Below are 26,876 nucleotides of genomic sequence, written 5' to 3'. Positions count from 1 at the left end.
CGCGCCGTCATGGCAGGCGGCGCGGCATTGGGAAAGCTGCAGATGGCCGTCAATCCGCCGCGACCGCGCATGCCGCCGCTCAACGCCCTCAGGGCCTTCGAGGCGGCGGCACGCCATGAAAGCTTTGCCAAGGCGGCGGACGAACTCGGCGTGACCCCCGCCGCCGTCTCGCATCAGGTGAAGGCGCTGGAGGCTTGGCTAGGCTCTCCGCTTTTCGTGCGTCACGCGCAAGGCCTGCATCTCACCGATGCTGGGCGTTCGGCGCTACCCTCGTTTTCCACCGCTTTCGACGCCTTGGGGCTCGCCGTTCAGGAATTGCGTATCTCGGCGCCCCGGCCGCAGGTCAGCGTCGCGGCATTGCCTTCGATCGCGCAGCTCTGGCTGGCGCCGCGGCTGCCGGCCCTACGCGCGGCGCATCCGGCGCTGCGCCCCTCCATCCATGCGCTGGAAGAGCCGCCGGACTTCCGGCGCGAGCCTTTCGACCTCGCTATTTTCCTCACCAGATCGGGCGCCGGCCGATCCTTCAAGCTCTGCGACGACGTCATCTTTCCTGTCTGCGCGCCGGCGCTGGCCAGACAATTGAAGACGCCGGCCGAACTTTCCTCGCAGTTGCTGCTCTGGGACACCACCTGGACGGAGGATTGGAGTCTTTGGTTCGAAGTCGCCGGCGTGAAAGGCCCGTCGATCGAAACAGGTTCCGAATTCTCGCTCTACAGCATGGCTGTGCAGGCCGCCGTCGACGGTGCCGGCGTTTTGATGGGCCATGAGGCGCTGGTGTCGCGCGCTCTTGCCGCCGGCTCGCTGGTGGCGCCGTTTCCCGAATTGCGCGTGCCGACCGGCCGCGCTCTCTCGATTCTCGCACCGGACCGTCCGCCCGCGCCCGCCGCCACCATGATCGACTGGCTGCTGGCAGAGGAGGGGGCAGCGCGCGGCTGAGGCTGCCGGAATTGCCCGTCGCGGTCCACGGGGTCAGGACGCCAGGCGAGGTCTACGCCGCTGCCATCCGCGCCCGCACCAGCGTCGCGGCGGCGTGGCCGGCGGCCGTGATGTAGTCGGGATTGTGGTGGATCAGCATGCTGGAAAAGGCGCCGTCCATCAGAAGCACGATCTCGCGCGCCAGCATCTTCGGCTCGCGCACGCCATGGCTAGAAAGCTCGCCCGCCAGCCATTTCTCGAAATTGCTCTTATGGCGCGAGCCCGCCTTCACCGCCGGATGGCCGGGCATCGCGGCGAGTTCGGCGGCCGTGCGCAGGAAGCCGCAGCCCTTCCATTTGACGTGCCGCGCCACGCGCGCCAGATGGGTGAAGATCGCCGCGACCTTCTTGTCCGCGCCGCCTTGCGCCGCCTCGAACCAGCCGGCCATCTGCTTGAGGTTCGGCTGGTCGCGGCTGTCGAGATAGGCCGTGATCAGCTCGTCCTTGCTCTTGAAGTGGTAGTAGAGCGTGCGCTTGGTCAGCCCCGCCTTTTCCGCCACGGCATCGACGCTGACGCGGCCGATGCCTTCGGCATAGAAGAGTTTTGCCGCCGCATCGACGAGGCGTTTCCTGGTTGGATTGGGCTTCTCGGTCATCCGTCAAGTATACCGACTAGTGAATATACAAACAAGCCGGAAGCTGATCCCTTGCAGCCGTTCCACAGAGCAATTCCAGGAAAATGCGCAGCGGTTTCCGTTCGGAATTGCGGAGAAAACGAACGGCTAAGGAGAAAACTATGACCGAGCCCGTGCTTTGCGACATCCGCGACCGCGTCGCGGTGCTGACGCTCAACCGCCCCGAAAAGCTCAATGCCCTGAATTACGGCCTTATCGACCGCCTGCTGGCGATCCTCGACAGGATAGAGACCGACGATGCCGTGCGTGCCGTGATCCTCACCGGGGCAGGGGAGCGCGCCTTCTCGGCCGGCGGCGACATCCACGAATTCGCGTTGAGCGTGGCCGAAGGCACGGATGTCGCGCTGCGCGATTTCGTCATGCGCGGCCAGCGACTGACGGCGCGGCTGGAAGCGTTCCGCAAGCCGGTCATCGCCGCCGTCAACGGCCTTGCCTTCGGCGGTGGCTGCGAGATCACCGAGGCGGTGCCGCTGGCGGTCGCCAGCGACCGCGCCCTGTTCGCCAAGCCGGAAATAAAACTCGCCATGCCGCCGACCTTCGGCGGCACGCAGCGCCTGCCGAGGCTTGCCGGGCGCAAACGCGCGCTCGAACTGCTGCTTACCGGCGAGCCTTTCTCGCCCGCGCGGGCGCTGGAACTCGGGCTGGTCAACAAAGTCGTGCCGCATGAGGAGCTGATGCCGGCCGCGCTCGATCTTGCGAACCGCATCATCCGCCATTCGCAGGCGGCGGTGGCTGGCATTCTCACCGCGGTGGCGCGCGGCATCAACCTTAGCATCGCCGAGGGCCTGCTGGTCGAGGCCGAGCAGTTCGCCCGCATGGCCCCGACCGCCGACCTCGGCGAAGGGCTCAGCGCCTGGATCGAGCGGCGCCAGCCCATCTATGACGGCTCATGGACGCACGTCACCCGGCTCAGCGAGGCACGGCGCGGCTCGCTTCGGCGCGATCCCGCGGCGGACTAGGGCGCCACGTTGAGGTGACCTTTCATGTTGGGGTGGAAGCGGCAGAAATAGTCGACCGCTCCCGCTTGCTTGAGCGTGATCCTGCCTTTCGATTTCGGCGGGATCATCACCTCCCAGCCGCCCTTCACTGTCGCGGTGTGGGCGATGACGTCCTTGTTCACCCACTCGATCGTGTCGCCGACCTTGGCCTCGACGCTCGCCGGCGAGTAGACCAGCCTGTCGATGGTCACCTCGATGGTGGCGGCGAGCGCCGGCGGCGCGACAAGCGCCAGCGTCAGCGAGCCGAGCACCGATAACGCGCCCGCCCTCATTTCAACGTGCCGGCGACATGCTCGGCATGCTGCTCATGTCCCTGGAAGATTTTCAGCCCGGTCTCCAGCAGGCTCTTCAACTCGGCATTGTTGGCCGAAGGAATGAGCAGGGTTTCGAGCGCGCCGTTGACCTGCTTGTGATACGCGACCTCGTTCTCGATATAGGCCTTGTCGAAGGCAGTGCCCTCGAGCTTCGCCAGCTTGGCGCGCTCTTCCTTCGCCGCCTTGGTCAGCGCCTGGCTGGTGGCATTGTCTTCCGGCTTCACCTTCAGCTTCTTCACCAGGTCGAGAGCCTGCTTGTTCACCGCCTCGTGGTCGCGCTCCATATCCTTGGCAAAGTCGACGACCTCCTTGGTTTTCGACTTCTGGATCGCCAGCTTCGCCGCCTCGATGTCGAGCACGCCGGCTGTATAGGCGATATGGCGATCTGCGGGTCGGTCGGCTTCTCGGCGGCCTCAGCCAGCGGCGCTGCGCTGAGGAGGAGGAAGGCTGCGAGCGCTGCGGTCGGTCGGATAAACATGGCATCTCCTTCGCCCGGCACAGAGGCACCGGGCTCCATTCTGGGTTGACGGCCATTGGATGGGGGAGAAGGCGAAACGTTCCCGGGAAAAGTCGCGGGACACACATGTTGGACATTGCATGTTGGAGATTGGCCGAAAAGCTCATCCGCGATGCCTCTCCTCAACGCGGGCTTCGCGAAATCTGAACGCGCCTCAGCCCTCGAAGCCGAGCCTCTTCATCACCGCCCGCGTCAGCCGTTCGCAGCGCCGGCCGGCGAAAGGAAACGCGTCGAGCAGCACCGGGCCGATCTCGTCGTCCAGCGCCTTGCGCACCAAGGCACGCGCCCGATGCAGCCTTGTCTTCACCGTTTCCGGCCTGATGCCGAGCAGGTCGGCGGTTTCCTCGATACTCAATCCCTCGATGACGCGGGCGACGAAGACCGTGCGATAGACATCGGGAAGGCTGTCGGTCGCCCGCTCGACAAGCCCGAGGATCTGCCGCTGCGCCATTGTCCGCTCCGGATCGTCGCCAGGGTTCAAGTCATTTGAATTCAACGGAAACCGGATGATCTGCGCCTCAGGGTTTTCAGGCATCGACACGATGCGTTTTCTCTTGCGCAGCCGGCCGAGCGCCTCGTTGATGACGATGCGCGACAGCCAGGTCGAGAGCGAGGCATCGCCGCGGAAGCTGTCGAGGCTGGCGAAGGCGCGCATATAGGCTTCCTGCACGATGTCCTCGGCCTCGGCGTCGTTGCGCACCACGCCGCGCGCGATGCGGTAGAGCCGCTGGTTGTGCGTCTTGATGATCAAGCGGAAGGCGCCCGGGTCCCGTGCCAGGGCCCGGTGCACCAACGCCATCTCGCCGGCCTCCGCCGCCGAAACCGCGGCGGCCTGACTTGCTGACTTCATCATCGCGCCCCGATCTCCCAACAGGCGTTGCATCCGGGCAATTGGACGCGCCTGCCGGCAAAAGGTTCCCGGATTTTCCCGATCCAGTCGCGCGCTATGCTACAGCTTTCAGCGGCGGCCTGTCTGCAGCCTGCGCGCGGGCGGCGGCGGCAAGCAGATCGGTCTGGGTGATGAGTCCGAGAATATGCCGTCCGGCGTCGACGATCACCACCGCATGGCTGCGCCCGTCGGTCAGCAGCGGCAGCAGGCTCATAGCCGGCGTCTCGGGCGAGGCCGTGCCGGCCTTCGACATCACGCCCTTCACGGTGTCGGTCGCTTGCGTCAGTTCGCGCAGGCCGACGGCGCCGACCAGCCTCGCCTCGGCGTCGACCACCGGCAGGGTGCGGATATTGTGGTCGAGAAGCTGCTTGCGCGCCTCGTCGGCGGTGGCGTTCTCCGACATCGAGATCACGTCGCGGGACATGATGTCCCGGCAGAGCAGCGTCCGATGCGCGCGCACCATCGCCTGCAGCTCGACCTGGCGCAGCAGCCTTTCGATGTCGTCACGGTCGATGTCGAAGGTCTCGTCGAGTGCCGCCAGGGCGGCATCGACATCCTCGGGCCGGAAGCCGACGCGCTCCGCCGGCGGCCGGTCGGCTGTGCCGTGGCTGTTGGCGGCAGGCTGAGGCACATGCGGATAGTTGCGCCGCGACAGCTTGTGGAACAGGAAACCGAGCGTCACCAATATGATCGAGTTAAGCGCTACCGGCACGAAGGGAAACAGGAAGCCGGCGCTGATCACGGCCGGCCCGCCAAGCACGCCGGTGAGGGCTGCCGCACCGCCCGGCGGATGCAGCGAGCGCGTGAAAGACATGGCGGCGATCGCCAGCGCCACCGCCAGCCCGGAGGCGATCACCGGGTTGTGCACGAAATGCGCCACCGTCACGCCGACCAGCGCGGAGATCGTGTTGCCGCCGATGATCGACCAGGGCTGCGCCAACGGGCTCGACGGAACGGCAAAGAGCAGCACGGCGGACGCGCCCATCGGCGCCACCAGCATCGCCACATGCGGTCCGTTGCCCATGGCGAGCCCGCTGATCACGCCGGTCAGCGCGATGCCGATGGTCGCGCCGATGCAGGCAAGCAGCCGCTCGCGCAGCGTCGCGCCGGCAAGGATCGGAACGAAGAGGCGGAACGCCATGGCAGCCCCAGGTCGAATGGCTTGAACTGTCGAATGGTGGAATTTGCGCTGCCCGAAATGCCGCCGGAGCCACGGATTTGGAAGCCAAACCAATCCGTATATTCGCGGCTGGAGAGAATATTATTGCAGCGCGGATCGCCTGCGACATGCTGCCAGCGGCCTCGGCTTTCTCAATCGCGCCAAGGTCTTACGGCCGTCCGCGGATTCAGTTTGGCAACGGCTCTAGCCCGTCGCTCAGGCCTCGGCCGCGGCGGCGAGGCCGCGCTGAAGGTCGGCCTTGAGGTCCTCGACGTCTTCCAGCCCGATCTGCAGGCGGATCAGCGGCCCGGCATAGGAGCCCTTGGCGATGGTGCGGTCCCCCAGAAAGACCGGCACGGCAAGGCTCTCATAGCCGCCCCAGGAGTAGCCGAGGCCGAAGATGGTCAGCGCGTCGAGGAAGGCGTGCTGCGCCTTCTGTCCGCCGCCATTCAGAACGATCGAAAAGACGCCGCTCGAGCCGCAGAAATCGCGCTTCCAGAGCGCATGGTCGGGATGGCTCGGCAGCGCCGGATGCAGCACCTGCGCCACGCCCGGTTGCTCATCCAGCCAGCGCGCGATTTCGAGCGCGCTCTTCTGGTGCTGCTCCAGCCTCACCCCCATGGTGCGCAGGCCGCGCAGCGTCTGATAGATGTCGTCCGGGCCCGAACAGCAGCCCAGCGTGCAGAACCCTTCATAGAGCTGCTTCCAGCAAGCCTCATTGGCCGAGACCAGGCCGAGCAGCACGTCCGAATGGCCGGCCGGGTATTTGGTCGCCGCATGGATCGAGATGTCGACGCCGTGGTCGAGCGGCTTGAAGTAGAGCGGCGTCGCCCAGGTGTTGTCCATCATGACGATGGCATTTGCTGCATGCGCCGCCTTGGCGATCGCCGGAATGTCCTGCACCTCATAGGTGTTCGATCCCGGCGACTCGGTGAACACCACCTTGGTGTTGGGCTTGATCAGCGAAGCAATCCCGGCGCCGATGCGCGGATCGTAATATTCGACTTCGATACCGAGCCGCTTCAGCATGGTATCGGCGAAATTCCGCGTCGGGTGATAGACCGAATCGACGATCAAAACATGGTCGCCGGCCGAGACGAAGGTGAGCAGGGGAATCGTCACCGCAGCCAGTCCCGACGGCACGGCGATCGTGCCGGCCGAGCCTTCCAGCGCATCGACGGCGAGCGTGAGCGCATCCATCGTCGGTGTGCCGCGCGTGCCGTAGGTGTATTTCTGGCTTCGCGAGGCCATCGAGGCGGCGTCGGGGTAAAGCACCGTCGAGGCATGCACGACCGGCGGATTGACGAAGCCGAAATAGTCGCGCGGGTTGTTGCCGGAATGGGCAAGCCGCGTGTTGATGCCGATGTTGCTGCCGTCTGTCGCCATAGTTCGTCGCTCGTCGCCCATAGTTCGTCGCTCGTCGCAGTGTGTCAGGAGCTCAGCCATAGAGCGGTGGAACTGGTCGCGCAACCGCTGCGAACCCGCCAAGCGATGGTGTTTGGATGGGCCAAATGAGAGGTCGCCGGCTCACCTTTCGTGCCCCTTGCAGGCCTCCGGCGACGATGCGCCGGAGGCAGCCCGGCGCGCCTTTCTTCGCTACGAATCACGCCAGTCCTTCCATTGGCGCCAACAAGTAGTAAGAGGCGGGAGTTCAGGTAACGGCCAAAATTTCGATGGCGCCGGACTTGCCGGTCCCGGCTGCAGCTCTTGACCAATTTGCGAGCGCTTTTGGCTGCAATTCGGTGATTTGCAGCAATCGGTTTTCAAACGTGTCGCAATTCGGTCATTTCCCTTGACCTCACAGGAATAATCGCCTTCGATGCGTTTCGTGAATGGGAGGCAGTGCATCGGCGAAACGATGCGGGTCCGGGAGCGGGCCTACGTGGGAGCTGCATTCGCAAACGAAAAAAGATCAAGCGTCGCCTGCAATTAGGGGCGCCTGTAACAGAAAAGGGTCTGTGGGTCATGAAACACATTGCATTGGGCATGCTTGGCGCCGCCGCGCTCGGGCTCATGGCGTCCGCCGCTTCGGCCGGCACGCTCGACACCGTCAAGCAGAAGGGCTTCATCCAGTGCGGCGTCTCGACCGGCCTCGCCGGCTTCTCGGCGCCGGACGACAAGGGCGACTGGAAGGGCATCGATGCGGATTTCTGCCGCGCCGTCGCGGCCGCCGTCTTCGGTGACGGCTCCAAGGTCAAGTTCACGCCGCTCAGCGCCAAGGAGCGTTTCACCGCCCTGCAGTCGGGCGAGATTGATATCCTCTCGCGCAACACCACCTGGACGAGCAACCGCGACAGCGCGCTCGGCCTCGATTTTGTCGGCGTCACCTATTATGACGGCCAGGGCTTCATGATCAACGCCAAGAAGCTGCCGGGCGTGAACTCCGCGCTGCAGCTTTCGGGCGCCGCGGTCTGCGTGCAGAGCGGCACCACCACGGAGCTCAACCTCGCCGACTACTTCAAGAAGAACAAGATGGAGTACAACCCCGTCGTGTTCGAGAAGCTGGAAGAGGTCAACGCCGCCTATGATTCCGGTCGCTGCGACGCCTACACCACCGACCAGTCCGGCCTCTACGGCATCCGCCTGACGCTCTCCTCGCCCGCCGACCACGTCGTGCTGCCCGAGATCATCTCCAAGGAACCGCTCGGCCCGGCCGTGCGCCAGGGCGACGATCAATGGGCCCATATCGCGCGGTGGACGTATTTTGCGCTGCTCAATGCCGAAGAAGCCGGCATCACGCAGGCCAATGTCGAGGAGATGAAGTCGTCGACCGATCCGAACATACAGCGCCTCCTTGGCACTGAGCCCGATGGCAAATACGGCGCCGATCTCGGCCTCTCCAACGACTGGGTTGTCAACATCATCAAGGCGGTCGGCAACTACGGTGAAATGTTTGAGCGCAATGTCGGCTCGGGTAGCCCGCTCAAGATCGCGCGCGGCATCAACGCTCTGTGGACGAAGGGCGGCCTGCAATATGGTCCGCCGGTTCGCTGATTGAAATGTGATCCGGGAGGCAGGTCGTCTGCCTCCCGGTTTCTCTTTTCAGGGGATCGTCTATGGCTTCGCAGGAAATCCTTCGGCAGGAGCCGGGTCGCGGCTCCTTCATCAATGACCCGAAAATACGCGCCTTGTTCTTTCAGACGCTGGTCGTAATTCTTCTGTTCGTTTCGATCTGGTGGATCGTCAACAACGTCATCGAGAACCTCCAGCGCCTTCACATCGCCTCAGGCTTCCAGTTCCTCAGGAACAGGGCCGGTTTCGATATCTCCGACACGCCGATTGCCTACACGTCGGACGCAACCTATGGCCGTGCGCTTATCGTCGGCCTGCTCAACACAATCATCGTTGCCGCCGCCGGCATTGTCCTCGCCACCATAGTCGGCTTCATCATTGGCATCGGCCGGCTATCGCAAAATTGGCTGATCCGTAAGATCTGCACGGTCTATGTCGAGATCTTCCGCAATATCCCGCCGCTGCTGGTCATCTTCTTCTGGTATTCGGGCGTGCTCGCGGTGCTGCCGCCGCCGCGCGAGAGCTATCACCTGCCGTTCGGCTCCTTCCTCAACCAGCGCGGCTTCTATTTTCCGCGCGGCATCTGGGGCGATGGCTCCTGGCTGGTTCTGGTCGCTTTCGTCGTGGCGCTCGCCATGGCATGGTTTGTCGCGCACCGGGCGCGCCAGCGGCAGATGGCCACCGGCCAGCAATTCCCGGTGTTCTGGACCTCGGTCGCCCTGATCGTCGGACTGCCCGTGCTCGCCTTCCTGCTCGCCGGCATGCCGCTTACCTTCGACTTCCCGAAGCAGTCGACCTTCAATTTGACGGGCGGATTTCAGATCAAGCCTGAGTTCCTGTCGCTCCTGCTGGCGCTTTCCTTCTACACGGCCGCCTTCATCGCCGAGATCGTGCGCGCCGGCATCAAGGGCGTGAGCAAAGGCCAGAGCGAAGCGGCGGCTGCACTCGGCCTGCGTTCCGGCCCGATCCTGCGCCTGGTGGTGATCCCGCAGGCGATGCGCATCGTCATCCCACCGCTCACCAGCCAGTATCTGAACCTCACCAAGAACTCTTCGCTGGCGATCGCCATCGGCTACCCCGATCTCACCGCCACCGCCGGCACGGTGCTCAACCAGACCGGCCAAGCGGTCGAGGGCGTGTTTCTCATGATGATCGCCTATCTGGTGCTGAGCCTCGTCACCTCTGCGGTGATGAACGTGGTGAACGCCAGAATGGCGCTGGTGGAGAGGTAGAGCCATGCAGGAGCACGACATGTCCTGGGTGCGCACCGAGATGACGCTGGCGCAGCCGGCGCCTCCTGGCGAGCGCGGCGCCTATGCCTGGGTGCGCAAGAACCTGACCGCCTCGGTTGGCGACACTATCCTGACCATCCTCGGCATCGCCATAGTCGCCTGGATCCTGCCGCAGGTCATCAACTGGGCCTTCATAAACGCAGTGTGGACCGGGCCGGACCGCACGGTCTGCGCCACCGTCTCGCAAGGCGGTATCCAGCCCGACGGCTGGACCGGCGCCTGCTGGGCTTTCGTCAACGCCAAGTTCGGCCAGTTCATGTTCGGCACCTATCACATCGAGGAACGCTGGCGGCCTATCCTGGTCGCCATCCTGTTCGTGGTGTTGCTGGTGCCTATGCTGATCCCGCGCGTGCCGCGCAAGGGGCTGAACGCCATCCTGCTCTTCCTCGTGCTGCCGGTCGTCGCCCACTTCCTTTTGGTCGGCGGCGTGTTCGGCCTGCCGCATGTCGAGACCTCGCGCTGGGGTGGGCTGCTGGTGACGCTCAGCCTCTCCTTCGTTGGTATGGCCGTGTCGCTGCCCCTGGGCATCGCTCTGGCGCTCGGCCGTCGTTCCCAGATGCCGATCGTCAAATGGCTTTGCGTCGTCTTCATCGAGACGGTGCGCGGCATTCCGCTGATCACCGTGCTGTTCTTCGCCAGCGTCATGCTGCCGCTTTTCCTTCCCGAGGGCGTTACCTTCGACAAGTACCTCAGGGCGCTGATCGGCGTGTCGCTGTTTGCCGCCGCCTATATGGCGGAAGTGGTGCGCGGCGGCCTCCAGGCGATCCCGAAGGGCCAGTATGAGGGCGCCGATTCGCTCGGCCTCGGCTATTGGCAGAAGATGGGCTTGATCGTGCTGCCGCAGGCGCTGAAGCTGGTCATTCCCGGCATCGTCAACACCTTCATCGGCATGTTCAAGGATACCAGCCTGGTGCTCATCATCTCGATGTTCGACCTGCTCGGCGTGGTCAAGCAGAATTTCTCCGATCCCAACTGGGCGACGCCGCAGACCCCGAAGTCCGGCCTGATCTTCGCCGCCTTCGTGTTCTGGCTGTTCTGCTTCGGCATGTCGCGCTATTCAATGTACACCGAGCGCCGGCTGGACACCGGCTACAAACGATAAAAAGGGGAATTGGCCATGGCCACCGAAAACGCCGTCAGCGCGGAAGACCTCAAGGTCGATGCCAAGAAGATGCACATCTCGACGACAGATGTCGCCATCGACATCGTCGGCATGCACAAATGGTATGGCGAGTTCCATGTGCTGAAGGACATCAACCTCAAGGTGATGCGCGGCGAGCGCATCGTCATCTGCGGTCCGTCCGGCTCCGGCAAGTCGACCATGATCCGCTGCATCAACCGCCTGGAAGAGCACCAGAAGGGCAAGATCATCGTCGACGGCAAGGAACTCACCAACGATCTGAAGAAGATCGACGAGGTGCGCCGCGAGGTCGGCATGGTGTTCCAGCACTTCAACCTGTTCCCGCATCTGACAATCCTGGAGAACTGCACGCTGGCGCCAATCTGGGTGCGCAAGACGCCAAAGAAGCAGGCCGAGGAAATCGCCATGCATTTCCTGAAGCGCGTCAAGATCCCGGAGCAGGCCAACAAATATCCTGGACAGCTCTCCGGCGGCCAGCAGCAGCGCGTGGCGATCGCCCGCTCGCTCTGTATGAACCCGCGCATCATGCTGTTCGACGAGCCGACCTCGGCGCTCGACCCTGAAATGATCAAGGAAGTGCTGGAGACGATGGTTGGCCTTGCCGAAGAAGGCATGACGATGCTTTGCGTCACCCACGAGATGGGCTTTGCGCGCAAGGTCGCCAACCGGGTGATCTTCATGGACCAGGGCCAGATCGTCGAGCAGAACACGCCGGCCGAGTTCTTCGATAATCCGCGCCATGAGCGCACGAAACTGTTCCTGTCGCAGATCCTGCACTGAGCTTCTGACGCCAATTCGAGAAGCCCGGCCGCCGACGGCCGGGCTTTTGAGCGACCGGTTGGTGAAGCGCGCTGCCGGTCTCGCCTTCCATAGTTGTCGAGGCGCGGTAGCATTGGCGGTCGTGCAGGACACCGCTGCAGCGAACGCCTCACCGCCTGTTCCGCTCCTCCCAGCCATAGAGCCAGTCCAAATCTCCCGCGAGCTTCTCCGCCGGCCGCGTCGCCAACACCAGGTTGCGCGCGATCGCAACCGGGCCCCATGCGTGCCAGGCCAGGCGGTTGAGCGCGCCGCGTCTGATCACCTTCTCGATGCGCGGGCGCCTGCGATTTTCCCATGTGGTGAGGTTCTGCCGCAGATCGCCGGCAAAGTCCGCGACCAGATCGGCGAGCGTCGCGGCATCCTCGATCGCCATCGCCGCGCCCTGCGCCGCGAACGGGGTCATGGCGTGCGCCGCGTCTCCGATCAGGGCTACGCCCTGCGGCATCGTCCAGCGCGCCTGCTCGACGGTGTGGATCGGAAACGCCGTCCAAGGCCCGGCAAGCGCGACAAGCCTTGCCAGCGCGGGCGACGTGCCGCGCATGGCGCTGGCGAGAATGGCGGGATCGGCATGGCCGGACCAGCCTTCGGCGATGCGCTCGCCCTTGGTGAAGGCGGCCAGATTGAAGGCGCTGCCTTTGCTCACTGGATAGGCGACCATATGGAAGCCGGGATGCAGGAAGGCGGTGATGCAGTCGCCGGGGGCGATTGCTGCAAAAGCCTGGCCGGCGGCGCTTGTCGCTGCAACCGTTGCGCGCCAGGCCAGCTCGCCCGAGAAGCGGTTCTTCCCGAAGGCCGGCTCTCGACCCGCAAGCAGCCTGCGAACCGACGACCAGACGCCGTCGGCGCCGATCAGCAGGCCGCCGGCGGCTTCGATGCTGCCGCCATCCGTTTCGGCGGCGACGGCGATGTCTTGCGGCTGAACAGCGACGTCCGTTACCCGCGCGCCGGTGACGAGTTGGATTTCAGGATGCTCCGCCATCCGCGCCGTCAGCGCCGCCTGCAGGTCGGCGCGGTGCGCCACCAGATAGGGCGCGCCCCAACGCTCTTCGCCGGCCTGGCCGAGCGGCACGCGCGCCAGTTCGCGCAAGGTGGCAGCGTCCTTCAGCACCACCGCTTCCGGGCGGATCGCGTTCAGCCGCAACCGGTCGAGCGCACCGAGCCGGCTGAGGATACGGGTTGCGTTGGGAGAAAGCTGGATGCCGGCGCCCACCGCTTCGAGCTGGCCGGCCTGTTCCAGCACCGTGACGGCATGGCCGTGTTCGGCAAAGGCAAGAGCTGCCGTCAGTCCGGCGATACCGGCCCCGGCGATGACGACCTGCCGGAACCGCGCCTCATCCATGGTCTAGCGGTCACCCATGATCTGAGATCAGGCGGCCTGGTCGATATAGAGGCAGCCGGCAGGCTCGGTTTCCGTCGCCTTCAGCTTCGGCGAATAGCGATAGAGCGTCGAGCAGTACGGGCAGACCTTCTCATTGTCGTCGCCCATGTCGAGGAATACATGCGGATGGTCGAAAGGCGGATTGGCGCCGGTGCACATGAATTCCTTGACGCCGATATCGATCGCCGGATGGCCCGCATCGTTCTGGAAATGGGGAATGGTACCGCCTGCCATCGTCGTCTCCTTCAGTTCGGCCCGTTTGCATCTGGATCATAACCGGCCGGTTTGCAAGATCGATGAAATGAAACTGTCGCAAAAGCCTGGCAGAGGATAAGTTGAGCCGGTTAAGCGCATGAGGCCGGAAACGAAGCGATTCCGTGACATCATGCGTCATAAAAGCGTGTTAGAGCGTGCATAGCGCGTCCGGCGGCGTATGGCGCTCATAGAACGACCTTGTGGCCAAGAGCAGGAACCATGAACGAACTGAAGCCGGTGCAGAGCGAGTTCATCACCGTCGAGGCGGCGAGCCCGGACGGCGGCAATCCAGACCGTTTCGTCAACCGCGAGTTTTCCTGGCTGCAGTTCAACCGCCGGGTGCTCGAGGAATCGCTGAACGAGCATCACCCGCTGCTCGAGCGCGTTCGCTTCCTGTCGATCTCGGCCGCAAATCTCGACGAGTTCTTCATGGTGCGCGTCGCCGGCCTCGCCGGTCAGGTGCGCGAGGGCATCGCGTTGAAGAGCCCGGACGGCCGCACGCCCGAGCAGCAGTTGGAGCAATTGCTGCGCGAGGTCGAGCGCCTGCAGGAAGACCAGCAGAAGAGCCTGTCGGCCCTGATGGAGCTGCTCAACAAGGAAGGCATCGAAAGCATCCCCCGCGACGGCCTGACCAAGGACGAGAAGGCCTGGCTGGAGGAGCATTTCCAGGGTCAGGTTTTCCCGGTGCTCACGCCGCTGTCGATCGACCCGGCGCACCCATTTCCGTTCATCCCCAATCTCGGTTTCTCGATGGCGCTGCAGCTGCGCCACCGCAAGAACGGCGAGGAGATGAGCGCGCTCTTGCGCTTGCCGGTGGCGCTGCGGCGGTTCATCCGTCTGCCCGACCGCAAGCATCATGTCCGCTTCATCCCGCTGGAAGAAGCGGTCGGCCTCTATATCGGCAAGCTTTTCCCTGGATATGAGGTCAAGGGCTCGGGCACGTTCCGCATCATCCGCGACAGCGATATCGAGGTGGAGGAGGAGTCGGAAGACCTCGTTCGCCTGTTCGAGACGGCGCTGAAGCGCCGCCGCCGCGGCTCCGTCATCCGCATCGAATTCGACACGCTGATGCCGGCCGAGTTGCGCGACTTCGTCGCCGGCGAGCTCGGAGTATCGTCGAGCCGCATCAGCGTGCTCACCGGGCCGCTGGCGCTCAACCAGATCTCCGAGATCGTCGCCATCCCGCGCGACGACCTCAAATTCACGCCCTACAACCCGCGCTTTCCCGAGCGCATCCGCGAGCATGGCGGCGACTGCCTGGCCGCCATCCGCGAGAAGGACATCATTGTCCACCACCCCTACGAATCCTTCGACGTCGTGGTGCAGTTCCTGCGTCAGGCGGCGGCCGATCCGGAAGTCGTCGCGATCAAGCAGACCCTCTACCGCACATCGAACGACAGCCCGATCGTGCGGGCATTGATCGACGCGGCGGAGGCCGGCAAGTCGGTGACGGCACTGGTCGAGCTCAAGGCGCGCTTCGATGAAGAGGCCAATATCCGCTGGGCGCGCGACCTCGAGCGCGCCGGCGTCCAGGTCGTGTTCGGCTTCCTGGAGTTGAAGACCCACGCCAAGATGTCGCTGGTGGTCCGCCGCGAGGACGGCCGGCTGCGCAATTACGTGCATCTCGGCACCGGCAACTACCATCCGGTCACCGCCCGCATCTACACCGACCTGTCCTTCTTCACCACCGACCCGACGATCGCACGCGATGTCGCGCAGATCTTCAACTTCATCACCGGCTACGCCGAGCCTGCCGAGGAGATGCGTCTTGCAGTGTCGCCGTTCACGCTGCGCGACCGCATCCTGAGGCACATCGCCGAGGAGATCGCCCATGCGCTCGAGGGCAGGCCGGCCCGTATCTGGATGAAGATGAACGCGCTCGTCGATCCGACCGTCATCGACGCTCTCTATGACGCCAGCCGCGCCGGCGTCGAGATAGATCTCGTCGTGCGCGGCATCTGCTGCCTGAGGCCGCAGGTGCCGGGTCTTTCCGAGAACATCCGGGTGAAGTCGATTGTCGGCCGCTTCCTTGAGCACAGCCGCATCTACTGCTTCGGCAACGGCCACGGTCTGCCGTCCGACGAAGCGGTCGTCTACATCTCCTCGGCCGATATCATGCCGCGCAATCTCGACCGCCGCGTCGAGACCCTGGTGCCGATCACCAATCCGACTGTGCATGAACAGGTGCTTGGCCAGATCATGCTCGGCAACATCATGGACAATCAGCAAAGTTTCGACGTATTGGCTGATGGCACCTCCCGGCGCGCTGCGCTCGAGGAGGGCGAGGAACCGTTCAACGCGCAGGAATATTTCATGACCAATCCGAGTCTTTCCGGACGGGGTGACGCGCTGAAATCGCATGCGCCCAGGCGCATTGCACAGTTTAAGCGCCGCAAGAAGAACGCCGCCGCGTGATTTCAGTCTCCCAGGGCCGGCTCCAGGACCGGCGGCCGCTGTCGATCATCGACATCGGATCGAACTCGATCCGCCTCGTCGTCTATGAAGGGCTGGCGCGCTCGCCGACGATGCTGTTCAACGAAAAGATGCTGGCCGGCCTCGGCCGCGGCATCGTTTCGACGGGCAAGCTCGATCCCGAGGCGGTGACGCGCTCGATGGAGGAGTTCCGCCGTTTTCGCGCGCTTTCGGATCAGGCCGGCGCCGAGCACATCTATGTGCTGGCGACCGCGGCCGCGCGCGAGGCGGTCAACGGCCCGGACTTCATCCACCGCGCCGAGGATGTGCTGAAGACCGAGATCCGCGTGCTTTCCGGCCGCCAGGAAGCGCATTATTCGGCGCTCGGCATCATTTCCGGTTTCTATCCGGCCAACGGCATCGCCGGCGACCTTGGCGGCGGCAGCCTGGAACTCGTCGACATCAATGGCGAGGCGATCGGCGACGGTATCACGCTGCCGCTCGGCGGCCTGCGCCTGCAGGACATGGCGAAGAACTCTCTCGTCCAGGCGCAGAAGATCGCGCGCCAGGAACTGGCGCGGGCGAAGCTTTTGAAGGGTGGGCAGGGCAGGGTGTTCTACGCCGTCGGCGGAACCTGGCGAAACCTCGCCCGGCTGCATATGGAGATGACCAACTACCCGCTCGGCGTCATGCATCATTACGAGATCGCCGCCGACAGCGCCCTGAACTTCCTTAGGCAGGTGGCCAAGGGCGAGGTCGAAAAGGTCAAGGGCATCGAAGGCGTCTCCAAGAACCGCCGCTCGCTGCTGCCTTACGGTGCGGTCGTGCTGCAGGAAATCATGGCGGCAATGCAGCCCTCGAAGATCGTCGTCTCGGCGCAGGGCGTGCGCGAAGGCTTCCTCTATTCGCTGCTCGACGCCGCCGAGCAGAAGGCCGATCCGCTGATCTCCGCGGCGGAGGAACTGGCGCTGCTGCGCTCGCGCTCGGTCCATCACGCGCATGACCTCGTCGACTGGACGGACAAGGCTTTCAAGGCCTTCGGCATCGACGAGACGGTGGATGAGGCGCGCTACCGCCACGCCGCCTGCCTGCTTGCCGATATCGGCTGGCGGGCGCATCCCGAATATCGCGGCCGGCAGTCGCTCAACATCATCGCGCATGCGTCCTTTATCGGCGTCGACCATCCTGGCCGCGCCTATCTGGCCCTGACCAACGCCTATCGCCATGACGGCATCTTCAACGATGCGATCGCGCCCGAGATCAAGACCCTGGCGCCGCCGCGCATGCTCGAGCGCGCCCGCGCGCTGGCGGCGATGATGCGCGTCGTCTATCTGCTGACGGCGGCGATGCCCGGGGTCATGCCGCGGCTGAAATGGGAAAGCCGCGGCAACGGTGCGCTTGCGCTGGTGCTGCCGGCGTCGCTTGCCGACCTCTATGGCGAACGACCTGCCGGGCGACTGGCGCAGCTGGCGCGCATCACCAACCGCCGCCTGGTGCTGGCGGTCGAGGGCGGGCCAAGCGTGTCGGTCAAGTAGGGCGCCTCGGTGAGGTCAGCGCGACCCAAGGCTGGATTTTGGGACGGTGGGGCAAACGCGGAGCGAAGATCCCATGACCATCGCAGAACCATCGTCATTCCCGTCCGCCGCTGCAGCCGAAGCGCTCGGCTTCGATCCGGCTATCAGACACAAGCTGCTCGCCGGCATCGAGTCCGGTTTGCTGCGCGACCTGCACATCGTCCTTGCCGCCCGCTCCGAGAAAATCTTTCTGGAGCATTATGCGCAGGGCGACGACCAGGAATGGGGGCGCCCACTCGGGCATGTCGCCTTCGACGCCGGCACGCTGCATGACCTGCGTTCGGTGACCAAGAGCATCGTCAGCCTGCTTTACGGAATAGCGGTCGACAAGGGACTGGTGCCGCCGCCGGAGGCGCCGCTTATCGCGCAGTTTCCGGAATATCCCGATCTGGCCGCGGACGAGGCCCGGGCGAAGATCACGATCGGCCATGCGCTGACCATGACGCTCGGCATGGAATGGGACGAGAACCGTCCCTATAGCGATCCGCAGAACAGCGAGATCGCGATGGAGAACGCGCCCGACCGCTACCGCTTCATCCTCGAACGTCCCATGGTCGCGGAGCCTGGGAGCCGCTGGATTTATTCCGGCGGCAGCGTCGCCCTCGTTGGTACCATCATCGAACGCGGCAGCGGAAAGTCGCTGCCGGAGTTTGCCCGCGAAGCGCTTCTCGCGCCGCTCGGCATCGACCGCTTTCACTGGTCTGCCGGTGCCGACGGCGTTGCCTCGGCCGCCTCCGGTCTCAGGCTGACCGCTCCCGACCTGTTGAAGATCGGCCAGCTGCTGCTGCGCAAGGGCATGTGGAATGGGCGACGAATCGTGTCGGAAGGCTGGATCGAGGCGTCGTTCACGGCCGCCACCTCGACACCGGACGGCCTCGGCTACGGCCGGCTGTGGTTCATAGGCGATGCGCCGGCGCCGGCGTTCGGCGCGCCGAAGCCGTGGCATGGCGGCTTCGGCAATGGCGGCCAGCGGCTGTGGCTGATGCCGGAGGCCGATATCGTGGCCGTCATCTATTCGGGCAAATACAATGCATGGGATCACTGGGTGCCGCCGACGCGCGTCTGGCGCGAGATCATTCTGGCCAATTTCCTGCGCGCCTGAAGTGCCGAGGCTAAAATCTTCAGGTCACTTCGGCGCCGATACCGAAGCTTCGGCCGTCGGCCGACCATGCGCCGGCGCCGGCCATGGCGAGCGCCAGGAAGCCCCCGGCAATGGCAATGTCCTTCATCAGCATCTGCCGGTGCATGAAAGCTAGGGTCGCATCCTCGCCGCCCTGGCCGAAATGGCCGATGAAGCCGGCGACGATAGTGAAGGCGGCAAGCAGCAGCGCCGCGATCCGCGTCTGAAAACCGACAAGAATCAAAAGTCCGGCGATCAGCTCGAACAGGCCGGTGCCCCAGGCGGCCAAGGTTGGTAGCGGCAGGCCGAGGCCGGTGAAATAATTGATCGTGCCGGATATATTGGTCAGCACCTGGAAGCCCGAGGGCACGAACAGCGCGGCAAGCAGGAGCCGCGAGGCGAGAAGCAACGCGTTGCGGTTCATGGCCCACCTCCCTTGCCGGTACCCGGGAATGCACCGGCTCTCGGTGCAGTGTACGCCTGCACTCGAGAAAACGAAAAAGCGGCGCGGAAAATTCCGCGCCGCCAAAGTTTCAGCTTGGGAGGGGAAGGAGATCAGCCGCGCTTGGCGTCGATCGAATAGGCGCCGGCGCCGGAGGAGGCGAGCAGGATGAAGCCGCCGGTGATGGCGAGGTTCTTGAGAAACTGGATCATCTGCATCTGGTCGGCCCAGCCGGTGTGAGCAACCAGGCCGGTAGCGATCGTGAAGATGGCGAGCAACCAGGCGGCGATCCGCGTCTGGAACCCGACAAGAATGGCAAGGCCGCCGAGCAGCTCGATGAGGCCGACCACGACGGCCGTCACGGTCGGAAGCGGCAGGCCGAGGGCGCCGAAATAGCCGGCGGTGCCGGAAATGGCGGTAAGCTTGCCGAAGCCGGAAAGCAGGAAGATTACGGCGAGCAGGATACGGCCGAGCAGGATGGTGGTGGCACTGTTGGACGCGATGCTGGTACCGGCGGCGGAAGTGTTGATGGACATTGGCGAGTCTCCGAATCGTGTTGAATGCCCAGTCAGATAGACGACGAAGACTGTTCACCAAAGCCGCCGATGCGGCGACACATTGTTCACAGGCAGTATGTTTCGGTGACCGGCGGACGCGCGCGAAAATCGTGTCGGCGGATTGGGATTAACGAGTAAATTGTGCCCCCGCAAAATAGCCAAACTATCGGTTGGGGGTTGCAGTCGCAGACCTCGGGGACTAGCCGAAACGCCCGATCGGGTCGTCTTCGCCCTGGAACGACGACCCCTTTGGCCTGTCCGCGCCGCGAGAACTACCCCGGATGCGTCATGTCCTCGGGCCGCACCAGCCGGTCGTAGTCGGCCTCGCTGACCAGCCCGGTGGCCAAGGCTTCCTCGCGCAGCGTGGTGCCGTTCTTGTGCGCGGTCTTGGCGATCTTGGCGGCGTTGTCGTAGCCGATGGTGGGGGCGAGCGCCGTCACCAGCATCAGCGAGCGCTCCAGCGCCGCCTTGATGTTGTCTTCCCGCGCCTCGATGCCGACGACGCAATTGTCGGTGAAGGATACGGAAGCGTCGGCAAGCAGCTGCACCGACTGCAGGAAATTATAGGCCATCAGCGGGTTGTAGACGTTGAGCTCGAAATGGCCCTGGCTGCCGGCGAAGGTTAGCGCGGCATTGTTGCCGAACACCTGCACGCAGACCTGCGTCAGCGCCTCGCACTGCGTCGGGTTGACCTTGCCCGGCATGATCGACGAGCCCGGCTCGTTCTCCGGCAGCGACAGCTCGCCGAGGCCCGAGCGCGGGCCTGAACCGAGCAGGCGGATGTCGTTGGCGATCTTGAACAGCGCCGCCGCCGCCGCGTTGATCGCGCCGTGCGAGAACACCATGGAATCGTGTGCTGCGAGCGCCTCGAACTTGTTCGGCGCCGTCACGAAGGCGATGCCGGTGATGGCAGCGATCCGGTCCGCCACCTTTTCCGCAAAGCCAACCGGCGCGTTGAGCCCGGTGCCGACCGCGGTGCCGCCCTGCGCCAGTTCCTGCAGGCCGGGCAGCGTCTGCTCGATGCGCTTGATCGACGACGCCACCTGCGCGGCGTAGCCGGAGAATTCCTGGCCGAGCGTAAGGGGTGTGGCGTCCTGCGTGTGGGTGCGGCCGATCTTGATGATGTGGTTGAAGGCGCGGGCCTTGGCGTCGAGCGCTTTGTGCAAATGGTGTAGCGCCGGGATCAGGTGATGCGCGACCCGCTCGGCGCAGGCGACATGCATGGCCGTCGGATAGGTGTCGTTCGACGACTGGCTCATATTGACGTGGTCATTCGGGTGCACGGGCTTCTTCGAGCCCATCACGCCGCCGAGCATCTCGATGGCCCGGTTGGAGATCACTTCATTGGCATTCATGTTGGACTGCGTGCCCGAACCGGTCTGCCAGACCACGAGCGGGAAATGGTCGTCGAGCTTGCCGTCGATCACTTCCTGCGCGGCGTCCACGATTGCCTTGCCGATGGCTGGATCCAGCCGTTTCATCTCCATGTTCACTTCGGCCGCGGCGCGCTTGACGATGCCCAGCGCGCGCACGATCGAGGCCGGCTGCTTTTCCCAACCGATCTTGAAATTGCCGAGCGAACGCTGCGCCTGCGCGCCCCAGTAGCGGTCGGCCGCGACCTCGATGGGACCGAATGTATCGGTTTCGGTTCTGGTCTTCTCAGCGCTCACGGGAAATCTCCGGTCTGTCGATTTGCGCAAGGGCGTATCGCGTTGCACAAAAGCCTTCAAGCGGAGATTGCGGGCGAGGAAGATGCAAATCGGTTGAAGGGGAGCTGCCGATCTCCCCCTCCTTGTGGGCGAGATCAGCCCTCCATCGGCGGTCCAACAATGTCGATGCCGTTCTCGGCGCAGAGTCTCGTCAGCGTCGCCATCATCTCAGGCGTCGGCGCCCCCGGCTGCGGCAGGTCCGGCCGTTCGGCGGGGCGGCTCGCCAGGCGCACCATCGTCTCGAAATCCGAGCCGCGCGTGACGGTGAGCGCATGCGCGCCTTGCGGAGATTCGACCCTGTATGTATGCGGCAGGCCTTTCGGCGCGATGACGGTTTCGCCCGCGCCCACGACCCGCTCATGGCCGTTGATCTGGAAACGCATTTGTCCTTCGAGGATGTGAAATACCTCGTCTTCGTTGCGGTGCATATGCAGCGGCGGGGAATCGCCATAGGGCAGGCGATGCTCGATGGCGCAGATGCCGTCCTCTCCGTCGGCCGAAGAGACCTGGATGGCGACGAGCGTGTTGTTGAACCAAAGGAGTTCCTTGCCTGCGATGGTCCGGTTGATCATTGTCATGGTGTCTCTGCTTTGTGTTGGGCCGGCGAAGCGGCGTCGACGGCGAACTAACCAGCGACGCGTCGGCGATGGAAATCGAATGATCATATGGGCTGAATTGATGCGATCAATTTGAACGCGCTCGATCTCAACCTGGTGAGGGTGCTCGACGCGCTTTTGCGCGAGAAAAGCGTGACGCGCGCCGGCGAGCAGATCGGCCTCAGCCAGCCTGCGGTGAGTGCCGCGCTCAACCGCCTGCGGCATACGCTCAACGACCAGCTCTTCGTGCGGCGCGGCAACGACATGGTGCCGACGCCACGCGCCGAAAGCCTGGCCGGGCCTGTGCGTGCCGCGCTGCGCGAGATCGAGCGTGCTTTCCAGCCGGCGAAGGACTTCGATCCGGCCAGGCTGGAGCGGACCTTCACCTTCATGGGCGCGGATTTCTTTTCCATGCTCCTGATGCCGCCCTTTGCCGCGCGCATCGCGGCGGTGGCGCCATCAGTGTCGTTCCGCTTCCTGGACAGCGCCATCGGCGACGTCTCGAAACTGTTGCAGGAAGACCAAATCGACGTGGCGCTGGAGCGTCCCTTGGAAGTCGCCGAATGGGTTTCCAGCCTGCCGCTGTTCGGCTCGCCCTTCGCCGTCATCGCGGCGAAGGGCAATGCAGCGCTCAATCGGGCCGGCATTGCCGAAGGCGAGCAGGTGCCGCTCGATCTCTTCTGCGAACTGCCGCACGCGCTGCGCTCCATCGACGGCTCGATGTCGGGCTTCACCGATGACGCGCTGGGCAGGATGGGCCGAACGCGCCGGGTCACGCTTGCCTTGCCGCATTTCCAGGCCGTCGCGCTGGCCGTGGCGAGCGGACCCTATCTGGCGGCCGTTCCAATGCAGTTCGCGGCGGTGGCGGCGAAATCCTTGCCGCTCGGCATCTACCGGGCGCCGATCTCGATTCCCTCGCCGGCGGTCAGGATGTACTGGCACGCCCGCCATGACGACGAGGCGCCGCATCGCTGGATCCGCGAGCAGATCCTGGTGGAGGTCGAGGCGCTCGGTTTCCGCAACCTGGAGGATGAGATCGGGGAGTAGATCTCACTCTGTTATCCGGCCGCCAGGCCGATGGCCCCGGGCTGGCGCAGCGCGAGCCGCCCCGCGACATAGTCCTTGACCTGGCGGACCGCCTGCGCGCGCGACACGCTGCCCGGCTGCAGGCCAAGCCTGAGCCACAGCCCGTCGATCAGAGCGGTGACGCCGAGTACGATCTCCGCGGCCAACTCCGGCGATGCGAGGCCGCGCAGGCCGGACAACAGGTTCGAGCGCATGCGCGCGTGGATCACTCGCTGGATGCGCGCCAGCTTCTCGTCGCGCGGCACCTCGGCGCACAGCGACAGCCAGGCGTGGCAGAGCGGCGGCAGGAAGAGGTGCTCCTCGAAATTGCCCTCGATCACCGCGTCCAGCCGCTCCATCGGCGTCCGCGCGCCCCTGAGCCGCGCCACCACCGCGTTGCACAGCACGGCATTGGCTTCGCGCATCGCGTGCTCGAACAATTCCTGCTTGTTGCGGAAATAGTGCAGCACGATGCCCTTCGAGGCGCCGGCCTGGGCCGCGACCTTTTCCAAGGTGGCGCCGGCAATGCCCTCGCGCTCGAGCACCGCAAAGGCCGCTTGCCGCAACTCCTTGCGGCGTATGTCGCTGAGACGTGTGAGCTTCACCGGATCGATCCATGTTTGCGAATCCACGTTGACATTTTCGCCCGCTCAGATCAATCATTGACCACTGGGACAATAACATGACCAAATGGTCAACAGAGGAGAACCGGAATGGTGCGCTTGCTTGCGAATGGCGTCTGTCTCGCTGCCTTGATGGTGGCCGCTCAAACCGTTCAGGCGGCCGAGGCGGAGGAATGCAGGGTGGTGCGAATGGCCGAGCCCGGCTGGAACGATCTCGCCTTCACGACGGGCGTGGCCAAGGTCCTGCTCCAGGCGCTCGGCTATGAGCCGCAGAGCGACGTGCTTGGCATCAACGTCATCTACGAAGGCATGAAGAACAAAGACCTCGACCTGTTCCTCGGCTACTGGGATCCGGCGATGGTCACTTATTACGAGCCTTACAGGAAGGACGGCTCGATCGAGAATGTGCGGGTCAATCTGGTCGGCGCCAAATACACCTTCGCCGTGCCGACCTATGTCTGGGAAGCCGGCGTCAAGGATCTCTCCGACCTGCACAAATTCGCCGACAAGTTCGGGAAGAAGATGTACGGCATCGAGCCCGGCTCGAACCAGCTGATGATGGATGCCATCGCCGATCCTCAGTTCCAGCTCGACGGCTGGCAGGTGGTCGAATCGAGCGAAGCCGGCATGCTCTCGGAGGTCGGCTACGAGATCAAGGAGAAGCAGTTCATCGTCTTCCAGGGCTGGGCGCCCCATCCGATGAACACGATGTACGACTTCAAGTATCTGACCGGCGGCGACAAGTTCTTCGGCCCGAATTTCGGCGCCGCGACGGTGACGACCCAGGTGCGCAAGGGATTCCTGCAGGAGTGCCCGAACGTGGCGCAGTTCCTGAAGAACCTTGCCTTCGACATCGATCTGGAAAATGTCGGCATGGGCTACCTCATCAATGACGGCATGAAGCCGGAGGAAGCGGCGCTTAAGTCGATCACGCTCAACAAGGATCGTGTCGACGCTTGGCTTGCCGGCGTCACCACCTTCGACGGCAAGCCCGGCCTCGCCGCGGTCAAGGAAAAGCTTGGACTGTGAGGCCCGCGGCATTGGATCTGTCGGGACAGGGGGGCGAGCAGGACGCCTGGGCCGGCCGCAAGCGATTCGTCGATGTCGGTGGCCTCGACCTCGCCTATGTCGAGGTCGCCGGCTCGGAACCGCCGCTCGTCCTGGTGCACGGCTTCACCGACACCAGCCGCAGTTTCTCGTTGCTGGCGCCGCATCTTTCCGCGCGGCGGCTGATCATGCCGGACCTGCGCGGCCATGGCGCCTCACAGGCGGGCAGGGGCTTTGGCATCGCCGATTTCGCCGACGATGTCGCCGGGCTGATCCGCAACCTGCGGCTCGCCCGGCCGGTCGTTCTCGGCCATTCGCTGGGTGGCATGGTCGCCATGCAGGTGGCCGCGCGGCATCCCGAACTGGTCGGCGGGCTGGTCGTCCTGGCCGGGGCGCTGAAGACAGATTTCGCGCCGGACCATCCATTGGTTGCCGGCGTGGCGGAACTGCGCGACCCGATCTCGCCGACCGATCCGTTCTACGATTGGTGGCACGCCTGCGGGTCCGGCGTGCCGCGGGCCCTTCTTGCCGGCCTGGCGGCGGACGCGTCGGCGATGCCGGCGGCGCGCTGGCGCGCCATTCTCGAAGAAATCCGCCGCACGGATCTGACCGCGGCGGCGCCGGCCGTGCGGGTTCGGACGTTGATCATTGCCGGCGGGCGCGATCCGCTCTTCGGCCAAGCGCACCAGGAGGCTTTGGCCGAGGCGCTTCCCGGATCACGTCTCGTCTGGGCGCAGGACTGCGGCCACAATCCGCATTGGGAAGACCCGGCCTTCGTCGCCAAGGCAATAGCCGACATGCTGCCAGCCGAGTGACTATCGCAACAGCGATCGGGCCGTCGGCGTGAGGCGCAACGTCTCTGCCGGCTTCATCGAAGCAGCCTGCATGGTTTGGCGAACCGCCTGCCATGCCGGGGAAGCGCCGAGGGCGTTCCGATACTTCGCATAGGCGTCGCCATCGTCGAAACCAACGACGACGATGACGACATTTTCGCCGGCTCGCACCGGCAGCCGCGGAAAGGTGTTTTCGGCATGCTCGCTGTCGAAGGCGCCGAGCAGCCGGCCACCGCTCGCCGTCAGCTGCGGAACCATTTCCGCTTGGACGCGCTCGGCGAAGTCAGCTTCCATGCCCCGGCGCAAATGATGAATCGAAATCTCAACAATGCCGTCTAAGTGAGGCTCTCGGCTTCCGTTTTCGGCTTGGCTGGCTGTACGCCGTTTCGGCCCCGACAGGTCGAAGCCCGCATCCGGCCACGCGGGCTTGAGCAACAGCACGTCGTCGGAATCGATCATCGTCGCATTGGCGGCGTCGCGATGCTCGGCCCACACCGGGCCGTCATAGAAGGCGGTGAGCGCTTTTCTCCTGGCCTCCATGTCGGCGAAGCCGCGCAGCCAGACGAACATGTCGGGGCGGTCGAGGTCGCGGAATTGGCCGATGATGGTCATGCCCGCGGCTTCCTGGCTCTCGATGAACTCCCGGTCGAACAGCGCGATAAGCGTTTCGCGCTGGCCGGGTTTCAATGTGTATTGCCTGAGCTCCATGATCGGCGACGCAAGGCGGGAAGGTCTGTTCATGGCTGGACTCTCAAAACAGGGTGTTCATCCTGTTTATAAACAGACCGGTTGTCCTGTTTTGTCAATCTGATACTTTCCAGGGGAAAGGTGGAGGTGGCGATGCGCAAGAAGCGGATTAACGATCCGCAGGGCATGCGGCGGCGCGTGCTCGACGTGGCGGAAGATTGCTTCCAGGCGCGCGGCTATCACGCCTCGAGCCTCGGCGACCTGATGGCGGCGGCCGGCGTCACCGGCGGCGCGCTGCACCATCATTTCCCGACCAAGAAGGCGCTGGCGCTGGCGGTGATCGAGGAGCGGGTGGCGGCCGCGGTTGAGGAGACCTGGATCGAGCCGGTGCGGGCGGCGCCTTCGGCGCGCAACGGCGTGCGCGCCGTGTTTGAGGCGGTAGCGGCCGCGCTCGAGCAGCAGGGCTATGTGCGCGGCTGCCCGCTCAACAATCTGGCGCATGAGCTGTCGCTCGCCGATCCCGATTTCCGTATTGCGTTGGCCGATATCTTCGCCGGCTGGCGGCGGGCGATCTCCGACAAGGTGCGCGCCGATCAGGAGGCCGGCCTGGAAGGTGGGACCGATCCCGACCGCTTTGCCGCGCTGACGGTGGCGGCTTACTCCGGCGCCATGTCGATGGCCAAGGCCGAGCAGGATGCCGGTGTGTTGCGGCAGTGCCTGGAGGGTTTGGAGCGGGTCGAGCCCCCGCCATCACAGAACGGTTCGCCCGCCAGACGACGCCGCAGGGTGGTGCGGCAGCAGGCAATCCGCTGATGCCGGTATGAGGAT

26 protein-coding genes and 1 pseudogene are annotated in these 26,876 nt (G+C 64.6%); 13 read left to right on the top strand and 14 right to left on the bottom strand.

Going from position 1 to position 26,876, the window contains the following annotated elements; genetic code table 11:
* Positions 1 to 42: 42 nt before the first annotated feature.
* Positions 43 to 936 (top strand): LysR family transcriptional regulator, encoded by an 894-nt coding sequence (locus CK224_RS28555; protein ID WP_245426294.1) that lies wholly within the window; start codon positions 43 to 45, stop codon positions 934 to 936.
* 52 nt (positions 937 to 988) lie between these two features.
* On the opposite strand, the gene CK224_RS28550 is transcribed toward CK224_RS28555, so the two are convergent.
* Positions 989 to 1,570 (bottom strand): TetR/AcrR family transcriptional regulator, encoded by a 582-nt coding sequence (locus CK224_RS28550; RefSeq protein WP_066997130.1) that lies wholly within the window; start codon positions 1,568 to 1,570, stop codon positions 989 to 991.
* Between the two features lie 140 nt (positions 1,571 to 1,710).
* Between CK224_RS28550 and CK224_RS28545 the strand changes: the two genes are divergently transcribed.
* Positions 1,711 to 2,568 carry a crotonase/enoyl-CoA hydratase family protein gene (locus CK224_RS28545; protein ID WP_095784103.1) on the top strand — a complete coding sequence of 286 codons (858 nt, stop codon included), beginning with the start codon at positions 1,711 to 1,713 and terminating at the stop codon, positions 2,566 to 2,568.
* Here CK224_RS28545 and CK224_RS28540 read toward each other — a convergent pair.
* The 5 genes and pseudogenes from CK224_RS28540 to CK224_RS28520 form a co-directional block, all read right to left on the bottom strand.
* Positions 2,565 to 2,879 carry a cupredoxin family copper-binding protein gene (locus CK224_RS28540; protein WP_095784102.1) on the bottom strand — a complete coding sequence of 105 codons (315 nt, stop codon included), beginning with the start codon at positions 2,877 to 2,879 and terminating at the stop codon, positions 2,565 to 2,567. The two genes, CK224_RS28545 and CK224_RS28540, sit on opposite strands and share 4 nt — an antisense overlap.
* Positions 2,876 to 3,399: pseudogene (locus tag CK224_RS28535) on the bottom strand (DUF4142 domain-containing protein). Before CK224_RS28535 ends, CK224_RS28540 begins: the two are co-directional and overlap by 4 nt.
* A 193-nt stretch (positions 3,400 to 3,592) precedes the next feature.
* A complete protein-coding gene (locus CK224_RS28530; protein ID WP_095784132.1) occupies positions 3,593 to 4,288 on the bottom strand; it encodes an RNA polymerase sigma factor in 696 nt (231 codons plus the stop codon).
* A 94-nt stretch (positions 4,289 to 4,382) separates the two neighbouring features.
* Entirely contained in the window at positions 4,383 to 5,468 is a 1,086-nt protein-coding gene (locus tag CK224_RS28525; RefSeq protein WP_067324804.1) for an HPP family protein, read from the bottom strand.
* Between the two features lie 234 nt (positions 5,469 to 5,702).
* Positions 5,703 to 6,872, bottom strand: coding sequence for a cystathionine beta-lyase (locus CK224_RS28520; RefSeq protein ID WP_095784101.1), 1,170 nt, complete (start codon positions 6,870 to 6,872; stop codon positions 5,703 to 5,705).
* Positions 6,873 to 7,451: 579 nt separating this feature from the next.
* Between CK224_RS28520 and CK224_RS28515 the strand changes: the two genes are divergently transcribed.
* The 4 genes from CK224_RS28515 (at position 7,452) to CK224_RS28500 (ending at position 11,711) form a co-directional block, all read left to right on the top strand.
* Positions 7,452 to 8,480, top strand: a complete 1,029-nt coding sequence (locus CK224_RS28515) for an amino acid ABC transporter substrate-binding protein (RefSeq protein WP_066997146.1) — start codon at positions 7,452 to 7,454, stop codon at positions 8,478 to 8,480.
* Positions 8,481 to 8,542: 62 nt separating this feature from the next.
* Positions 8,543 to 9,730: an amino acid ABC transporter permease gene (locus CK224_RS28510; protein WP_095784100.1), complete on the top strand. Its 1,188-nt coding sequence runs from the start codon at positions 8,543 to 8,545 to the stop codon at positions 9,728 to 9,730.
* A 4-nt stretch (positions 9,731 to 9,734) separates the two neighbouring features.
* On the top strand, positions 9,735 to 10,892 hold the full coding sequence (locus tag CK224_RS28505; protein ID WP_066997152.1) for an amino acid ABC transporter permease: 1,158 nt from the start codon (positions 9,735 to 9,737) through the stop codon (positions 10,890 to 10,892).
* A 15-nt stretch (positions 10,893 to 10,907) separates the two neighbouring features.
* Positions 10,908 to 11,711 (top strand): amino acid ABC transporter ATP-binding protein, encoded by an 804-nt coding sequence (locus CK224_RS28500; RefSeq protein WP_066997155.1) that lies wholly within the window; start codon positions 10,908 to 10,910, stop codon positions 11,709 to 11,711.
* A gap of 148 nt (positions 11,712 to 11,859) precedes the next feature.
* Here CK224_RS28500 and CK224_RS28495 read toward each other — a convergent pair whose 3' ends face one another.
* A complete protein-coding gene (locus CK224_RS28495; protein WP_095784099.1) occupies positions 11,860 to 13,089 on the bottom strand; it encodes an FAD-dependent monooxygenase in 1,230 nt (409 codons plus the stop codon).
* Between the two features lie 27 nt (positions 13,090 to 13,116).
* Positions 13,117 to 13,362, bottom strand: a complete 246-nt coding sequence (locus CK224_RS28490) for a zinc-finger domain-containing protein (protein ID WP_066997164.1) — start codon at positions 13,360 to 13,362, stop codon at positions 13,117 to 13,119.
* Between the two features lie 240 nt (positions 13,363 to 13,602).
* Between CK224_RS28490 and CK224_RS28485 the strand changes: the two genes are divergently transcribed.
* The 3 genes from CK224_RS28485 to CK224_RS28475 all read left to right on the top strand — a co-directional run bounded on the left by CK224_RS28485 (position 13,603) and on the right by CK224_RS28475 (position 18,471).
* Positions 13,603 to 15,798, top strand: coding sequence for an RNA degradosome polyphosphate kinase (locus CK224_RS28485; RefSeq protein WP_095784098.1), 2,196 nt, complete (start codon positions 13,603 to 13,605; stop codon positions 15,796 to 15,798).
* The gene (gene ppx / locus CK224_RS28480; RefSeq protein ID WP_095784097.1) at positions 15,795 to 17,330 is read left to right on the top strand and encodes an exopolyphosphatase; all 1,536 of its coding nucleotides are present in this window, start codon (positions 15,795 to 15,797) and stop codon (positions 17,328 to 17,330) included. Before CK224_RS28485 ends, ppx begins: the two co-directional genes overlap by 4 nt.
* A gap of 73 nt (positions 17,331 to 17,403) precedes the next feature.
* The gene (locus CK224_RS28475; RefSeq protein ID WP_095784096.1) at positions 17,404 to 18,471 is read left to right on the top strand and encodes a serine hydrolase; all 1,068 of its coding nucleotides are present in this window, start codon (positions 17,404 to 17,406) and stop codon (positions 18,469 to 18,471) included.
* Between the two features lie 19 nt (positions 18,472 to 18,490).
* Here the strand turns inward: CK224_RS28475 and CK224_RS28470 are convergent, their stop codons facing one another.
* The 4 genes from CK224_RS28470 to CK224_RS28455 form a co-directional block, all read right to left on the bottom strand.
* Positions 18,491 to 18,913: a DoxX family protein gene (locus CK224_RS28470; RefSeq protein ID WP_095784095.1), complete on the bottom strand. Its 423-nt coding sequence runs from the start codon at positions 18,911 to 18,913 to the stop codon at positions 18,491 to 18,493.
* Between the two features lie 131 nt (positions 18,914 to 19,044).
* Positions 19,045 to 19,467, bottom strand: coding sequence for a DoxX family protein (locus CK224_RS28465; protein WP_067001137.1), 423 nt, complete (start codon positions 19,465 to 19,467; stop codon positions 19,045 to 19,047).
* 293 nt (positions 19,468 to 19,760) lie between these two features.
* A complete protein-coding gene (fumC, locus tag CK224_RS28460; RefSeq protein WP_095784094.1) occupies positions 19,761 to 21,158 on the bottom strand; it encodes a class II fumarate hydratase in 1,398 nt (465 codons plus the stop codon).
* Positions 21,159 to 21,292: 134 nt separating this feature from the next.
* On the bottom strand, positions 21,293 to 21,775 hold the full coding sequence (locus tag CK224_RS28455; RefSeq protein ID WP_095784093.1) for a cupin domain-containing protein: 483 nt from the start codon (positions 21,773 to 21,775) through the stop codon (positions 21,293 to 21,295).
* Positions 21,776 to 21,886: 111 nt separating this feature from the next.
* Between CK224_RS28455 and CK224_RS28450 the strand changes: the two genes are divergently transcribed.
* The gene (locus CK224_RS28450; RefSeq protein WP_245426292.1) at positions 21,887 to 22,840 is read left to right on the top strand and encodes a LysR family transcriptional regulator; all 954 of its coding nucleotides are present in this window, start codon (positions 21,887 to 21,889) and stop codon (positions 22,838 to 22,840) included.
* A gap of 11 nt (positions 22,841 to 22,851) precedes the next feature.
* Here the strand turns inward: CK224_RS28450 and betI are convergent, their stop codons facing one another.
* The gene (gene betI, locus CK224_RS28445) at positions 22,852 to 23,463 is read right to left on the bottom strand and encodes a transcriptional regulator BetI (protein WP_095784131.1); all 612 of its coding nucleotides are present in this window, start codon (positions 23,461 to 23,463) and stop codon (positions 22,852 to 22,854) included.
* Positions 23,464 to 23,571: 108 nt separating this feature from the next.
* Between betI and choX the strand changes: the two genes are divergently transcribed.
* On the top strand, positions 23,572 to 24,510 hold the full coding sequence (gene choX, locus CK224_RS28440) for a choline ABC transporter substrate-binding protein (RefSeq protein ID WP_095784091.1): 939 nt from the start codon (positions 23,572 to 23,574) through the stop codon (positions 24,508 to 24,510).
* Positions 24,507 to 25,343, top strand: a complete 837-nt coding sequence (locus CK224_RS28435; protein WP_095784090.1) for an alpha/beta hydrolase — start codon at positions 24,507 to 24,509, stop codon at positions 25,341 to 25,343. Before choX ends, CK224_RS28435 begins: the two co-directional genes overlap by 4 nt.
* Here CK224_RS28435 and CK224_RS28430 read toward each other — a convergent pair whose 3' ends face one another.
* Complete coding sequence (locus tag CK224_RS28430) at positions 25,344 to 26,102, bottom strand: NIPSNAP family protein (RefSeq protein WP_095784089.1); 759 nt, start codon at positions 26,100 to 26,102, stop codon at positions 25,344 to 25,346.
* Between the two features lie 99 nt (positions 26,103 to 26,201).
* Between CK224_RS28430 and CK224_RS28425 the strand changes: the two genes are divergently transcribed.
* Positions 26,202 to 26,861, top strand: coding sequence for a TetR/AcrR family transcriptional regulator (locus tag CK224_RS28425; protein ID WP_095784088.1), 660 nt, complete (start codon positions 26,202 to 26,204; stop codon positions 26,859 to 26,861).
* Positions 26,862 to 26,876 lie beyond the last annotated feature (15 nt).

Source organism: Mesorhizobium sp. WSM3862, assembly GCF_002294985.1.
Classification (GTDB): Bacteria; Pseudomonadota; Alphaproteobacteria; order Rhizobiales; family Rhizobiaceae; genus Mesorhizobium.
The sequence above is the reverse complement of the archived record's forward strand: the minus strand, read 5'-3'. Positions and strand labels throughout refer to the sequence as shown.

Bases quoted from the DNA above. Each gene is read 5' to 3' on its own strand.
- CK224_RS28555 (WP_245426294.1), top strand. From the start codon at position 43: ATGGCCGTCAATCCGCCGCGACCGCGCATGCCGCCGCTCAACGCCCTC.
- CK224_RS28550 (WP_066997130.1), bottom strand. From the start codon at position 1,570: ATGACCGAGAAGCCCAATCCAACCAGGAAACGCCTCGTCGATGCGGCG.
- CK224_RS28545 (WP_095784103.1), top strand. From the start codon at position 1,711: ATGACCGAGCCCGTGCTTTGCGACATCCGCGACCGCGTCGCGGTGCTG.
- CK224_RS28540 (WP_095784102.1), bottom strand. From the start codon at position 2,879: ATGAGGGCGGGCGCGTTATCGGTGCTCGGCTCGCTGACGCTGGCGCTT.
- CK224_RS28530 (WP_095784132.1), bottom strand. From the start codon at position 4,288: ATGAAGTCAGCAAGTCAGGCCGCCGCGGTTTCGGCGGCGGAGGCCGGC.
- CK224_RS28525 (WP_067324804.1), bottom strand. From the start codon at position 5,468: ATGGCGTTCCGCCTCTTCGTTCCGATCCTTGCCGGCGCGACGCTGCGC.
- CK224_RS28520 (WP_095784101.1), bottom strand. From the start codon at position 6,872: ATGGCGACAGACGGCAGCAACATCGGCATCAACACGCGGCTTGCCCAT.
- CK224_RS28515 (WP_066997146.1), top strand. From the start codon at position 7,452: ATGAAACACATTGCATTGGGCATGCTTGGCGCCGCCGCGCTCGGGCTC.
- CK224_RS28510 (WP_095784100.1), top strand. From the start codon at position 8,543: ATGGCTTCGCAGGAAATCCTTCGGCAGGAGCCGGGTCGCGGCTCCTTC.
- CK224_RS28505 (WP_066997152.1), top strand. From the start codon at position 9,735: ATGCAGGAGCACGACATGTCCTGGGTGCGCACCGAGATGACGCTGGCG.
- CK224_RS28500 (WP_066997155.1), top strand. From the start codon at position 10,908: ATGGCCACCGAAAACGCCGTCAGCGCGGAAGACCTCAAGGTCGATGCC.
- CK224_RS28495 (WP_095784099.1), bottom strand. From the start codon at position 13,089: ATGGATGAGGCGCGGTTCCGGCAGGTCGTCATCGCCGGGGCCGGTATC.
- CK224_RS28490 (WP_066997164.1), bottom strand. From the start codon at position 13,362: ATGGCAGGCGGTACCATTCCCCATTTCCAGAACGATGCGGGCCATCCG.
- CK224_RS28485 (WP_095784098.1), top strand. From the start codon at position 13,603: ATGAACGAACTGAAGCCGGTGCAGAGCGAGTTCATCACCGTCGAGGCG.
- CK224_RS28475 (WP_095784096.1), top strand. From the start codon at position 17,404: ATGACCATCGCAGAACCATCGTCATTCCCGTCCGCCGCTGCAGCCGAA.
- CK224_RS28470 (WP_095784095.1), bottom strand. From the start codon at position 18,913: ATGAACCGCAACGCGTTGCTTCTCGCCTCGCGGCTCCTGCTTGCCGCG.
- CK224_RS28465 (WP_067001137.1), bottom strand. From the start codon at position 19,467: ATGTCCATCAACACTTCCGCCGCCGGTACCAGCATCGCGTCCAACAGT.
- CK224_RS28455 (WP_095784093.1), bottom strand. From the start codon at position 21,775: ATGACAATGATCAACCGGACCATCGCAGGCAAGGAACTCCTTTGGTTC.
- choX (WP_095784091.1), top strand. From the start codon at position 23,572: ATGGTGCGCTTGCTTGCGAATGGCGTCTGTCTCGCTGCCTTGATGGTG.
- CK224_RS28430 (WP_095784089.1), bottom strand. From the start codon at position 26,102: ATGAACAGACCTTCCCGCCTTGCGTCGCCGATCATGGAGCTCAGGCAA.
- CK224_RS28425 (WP_095784088.1), top strand. From the start codon at position 26,202: ATGCGCAAGAAGCGGATTAACGATCCGCAGGGCATGCGGCGGCGCGTG.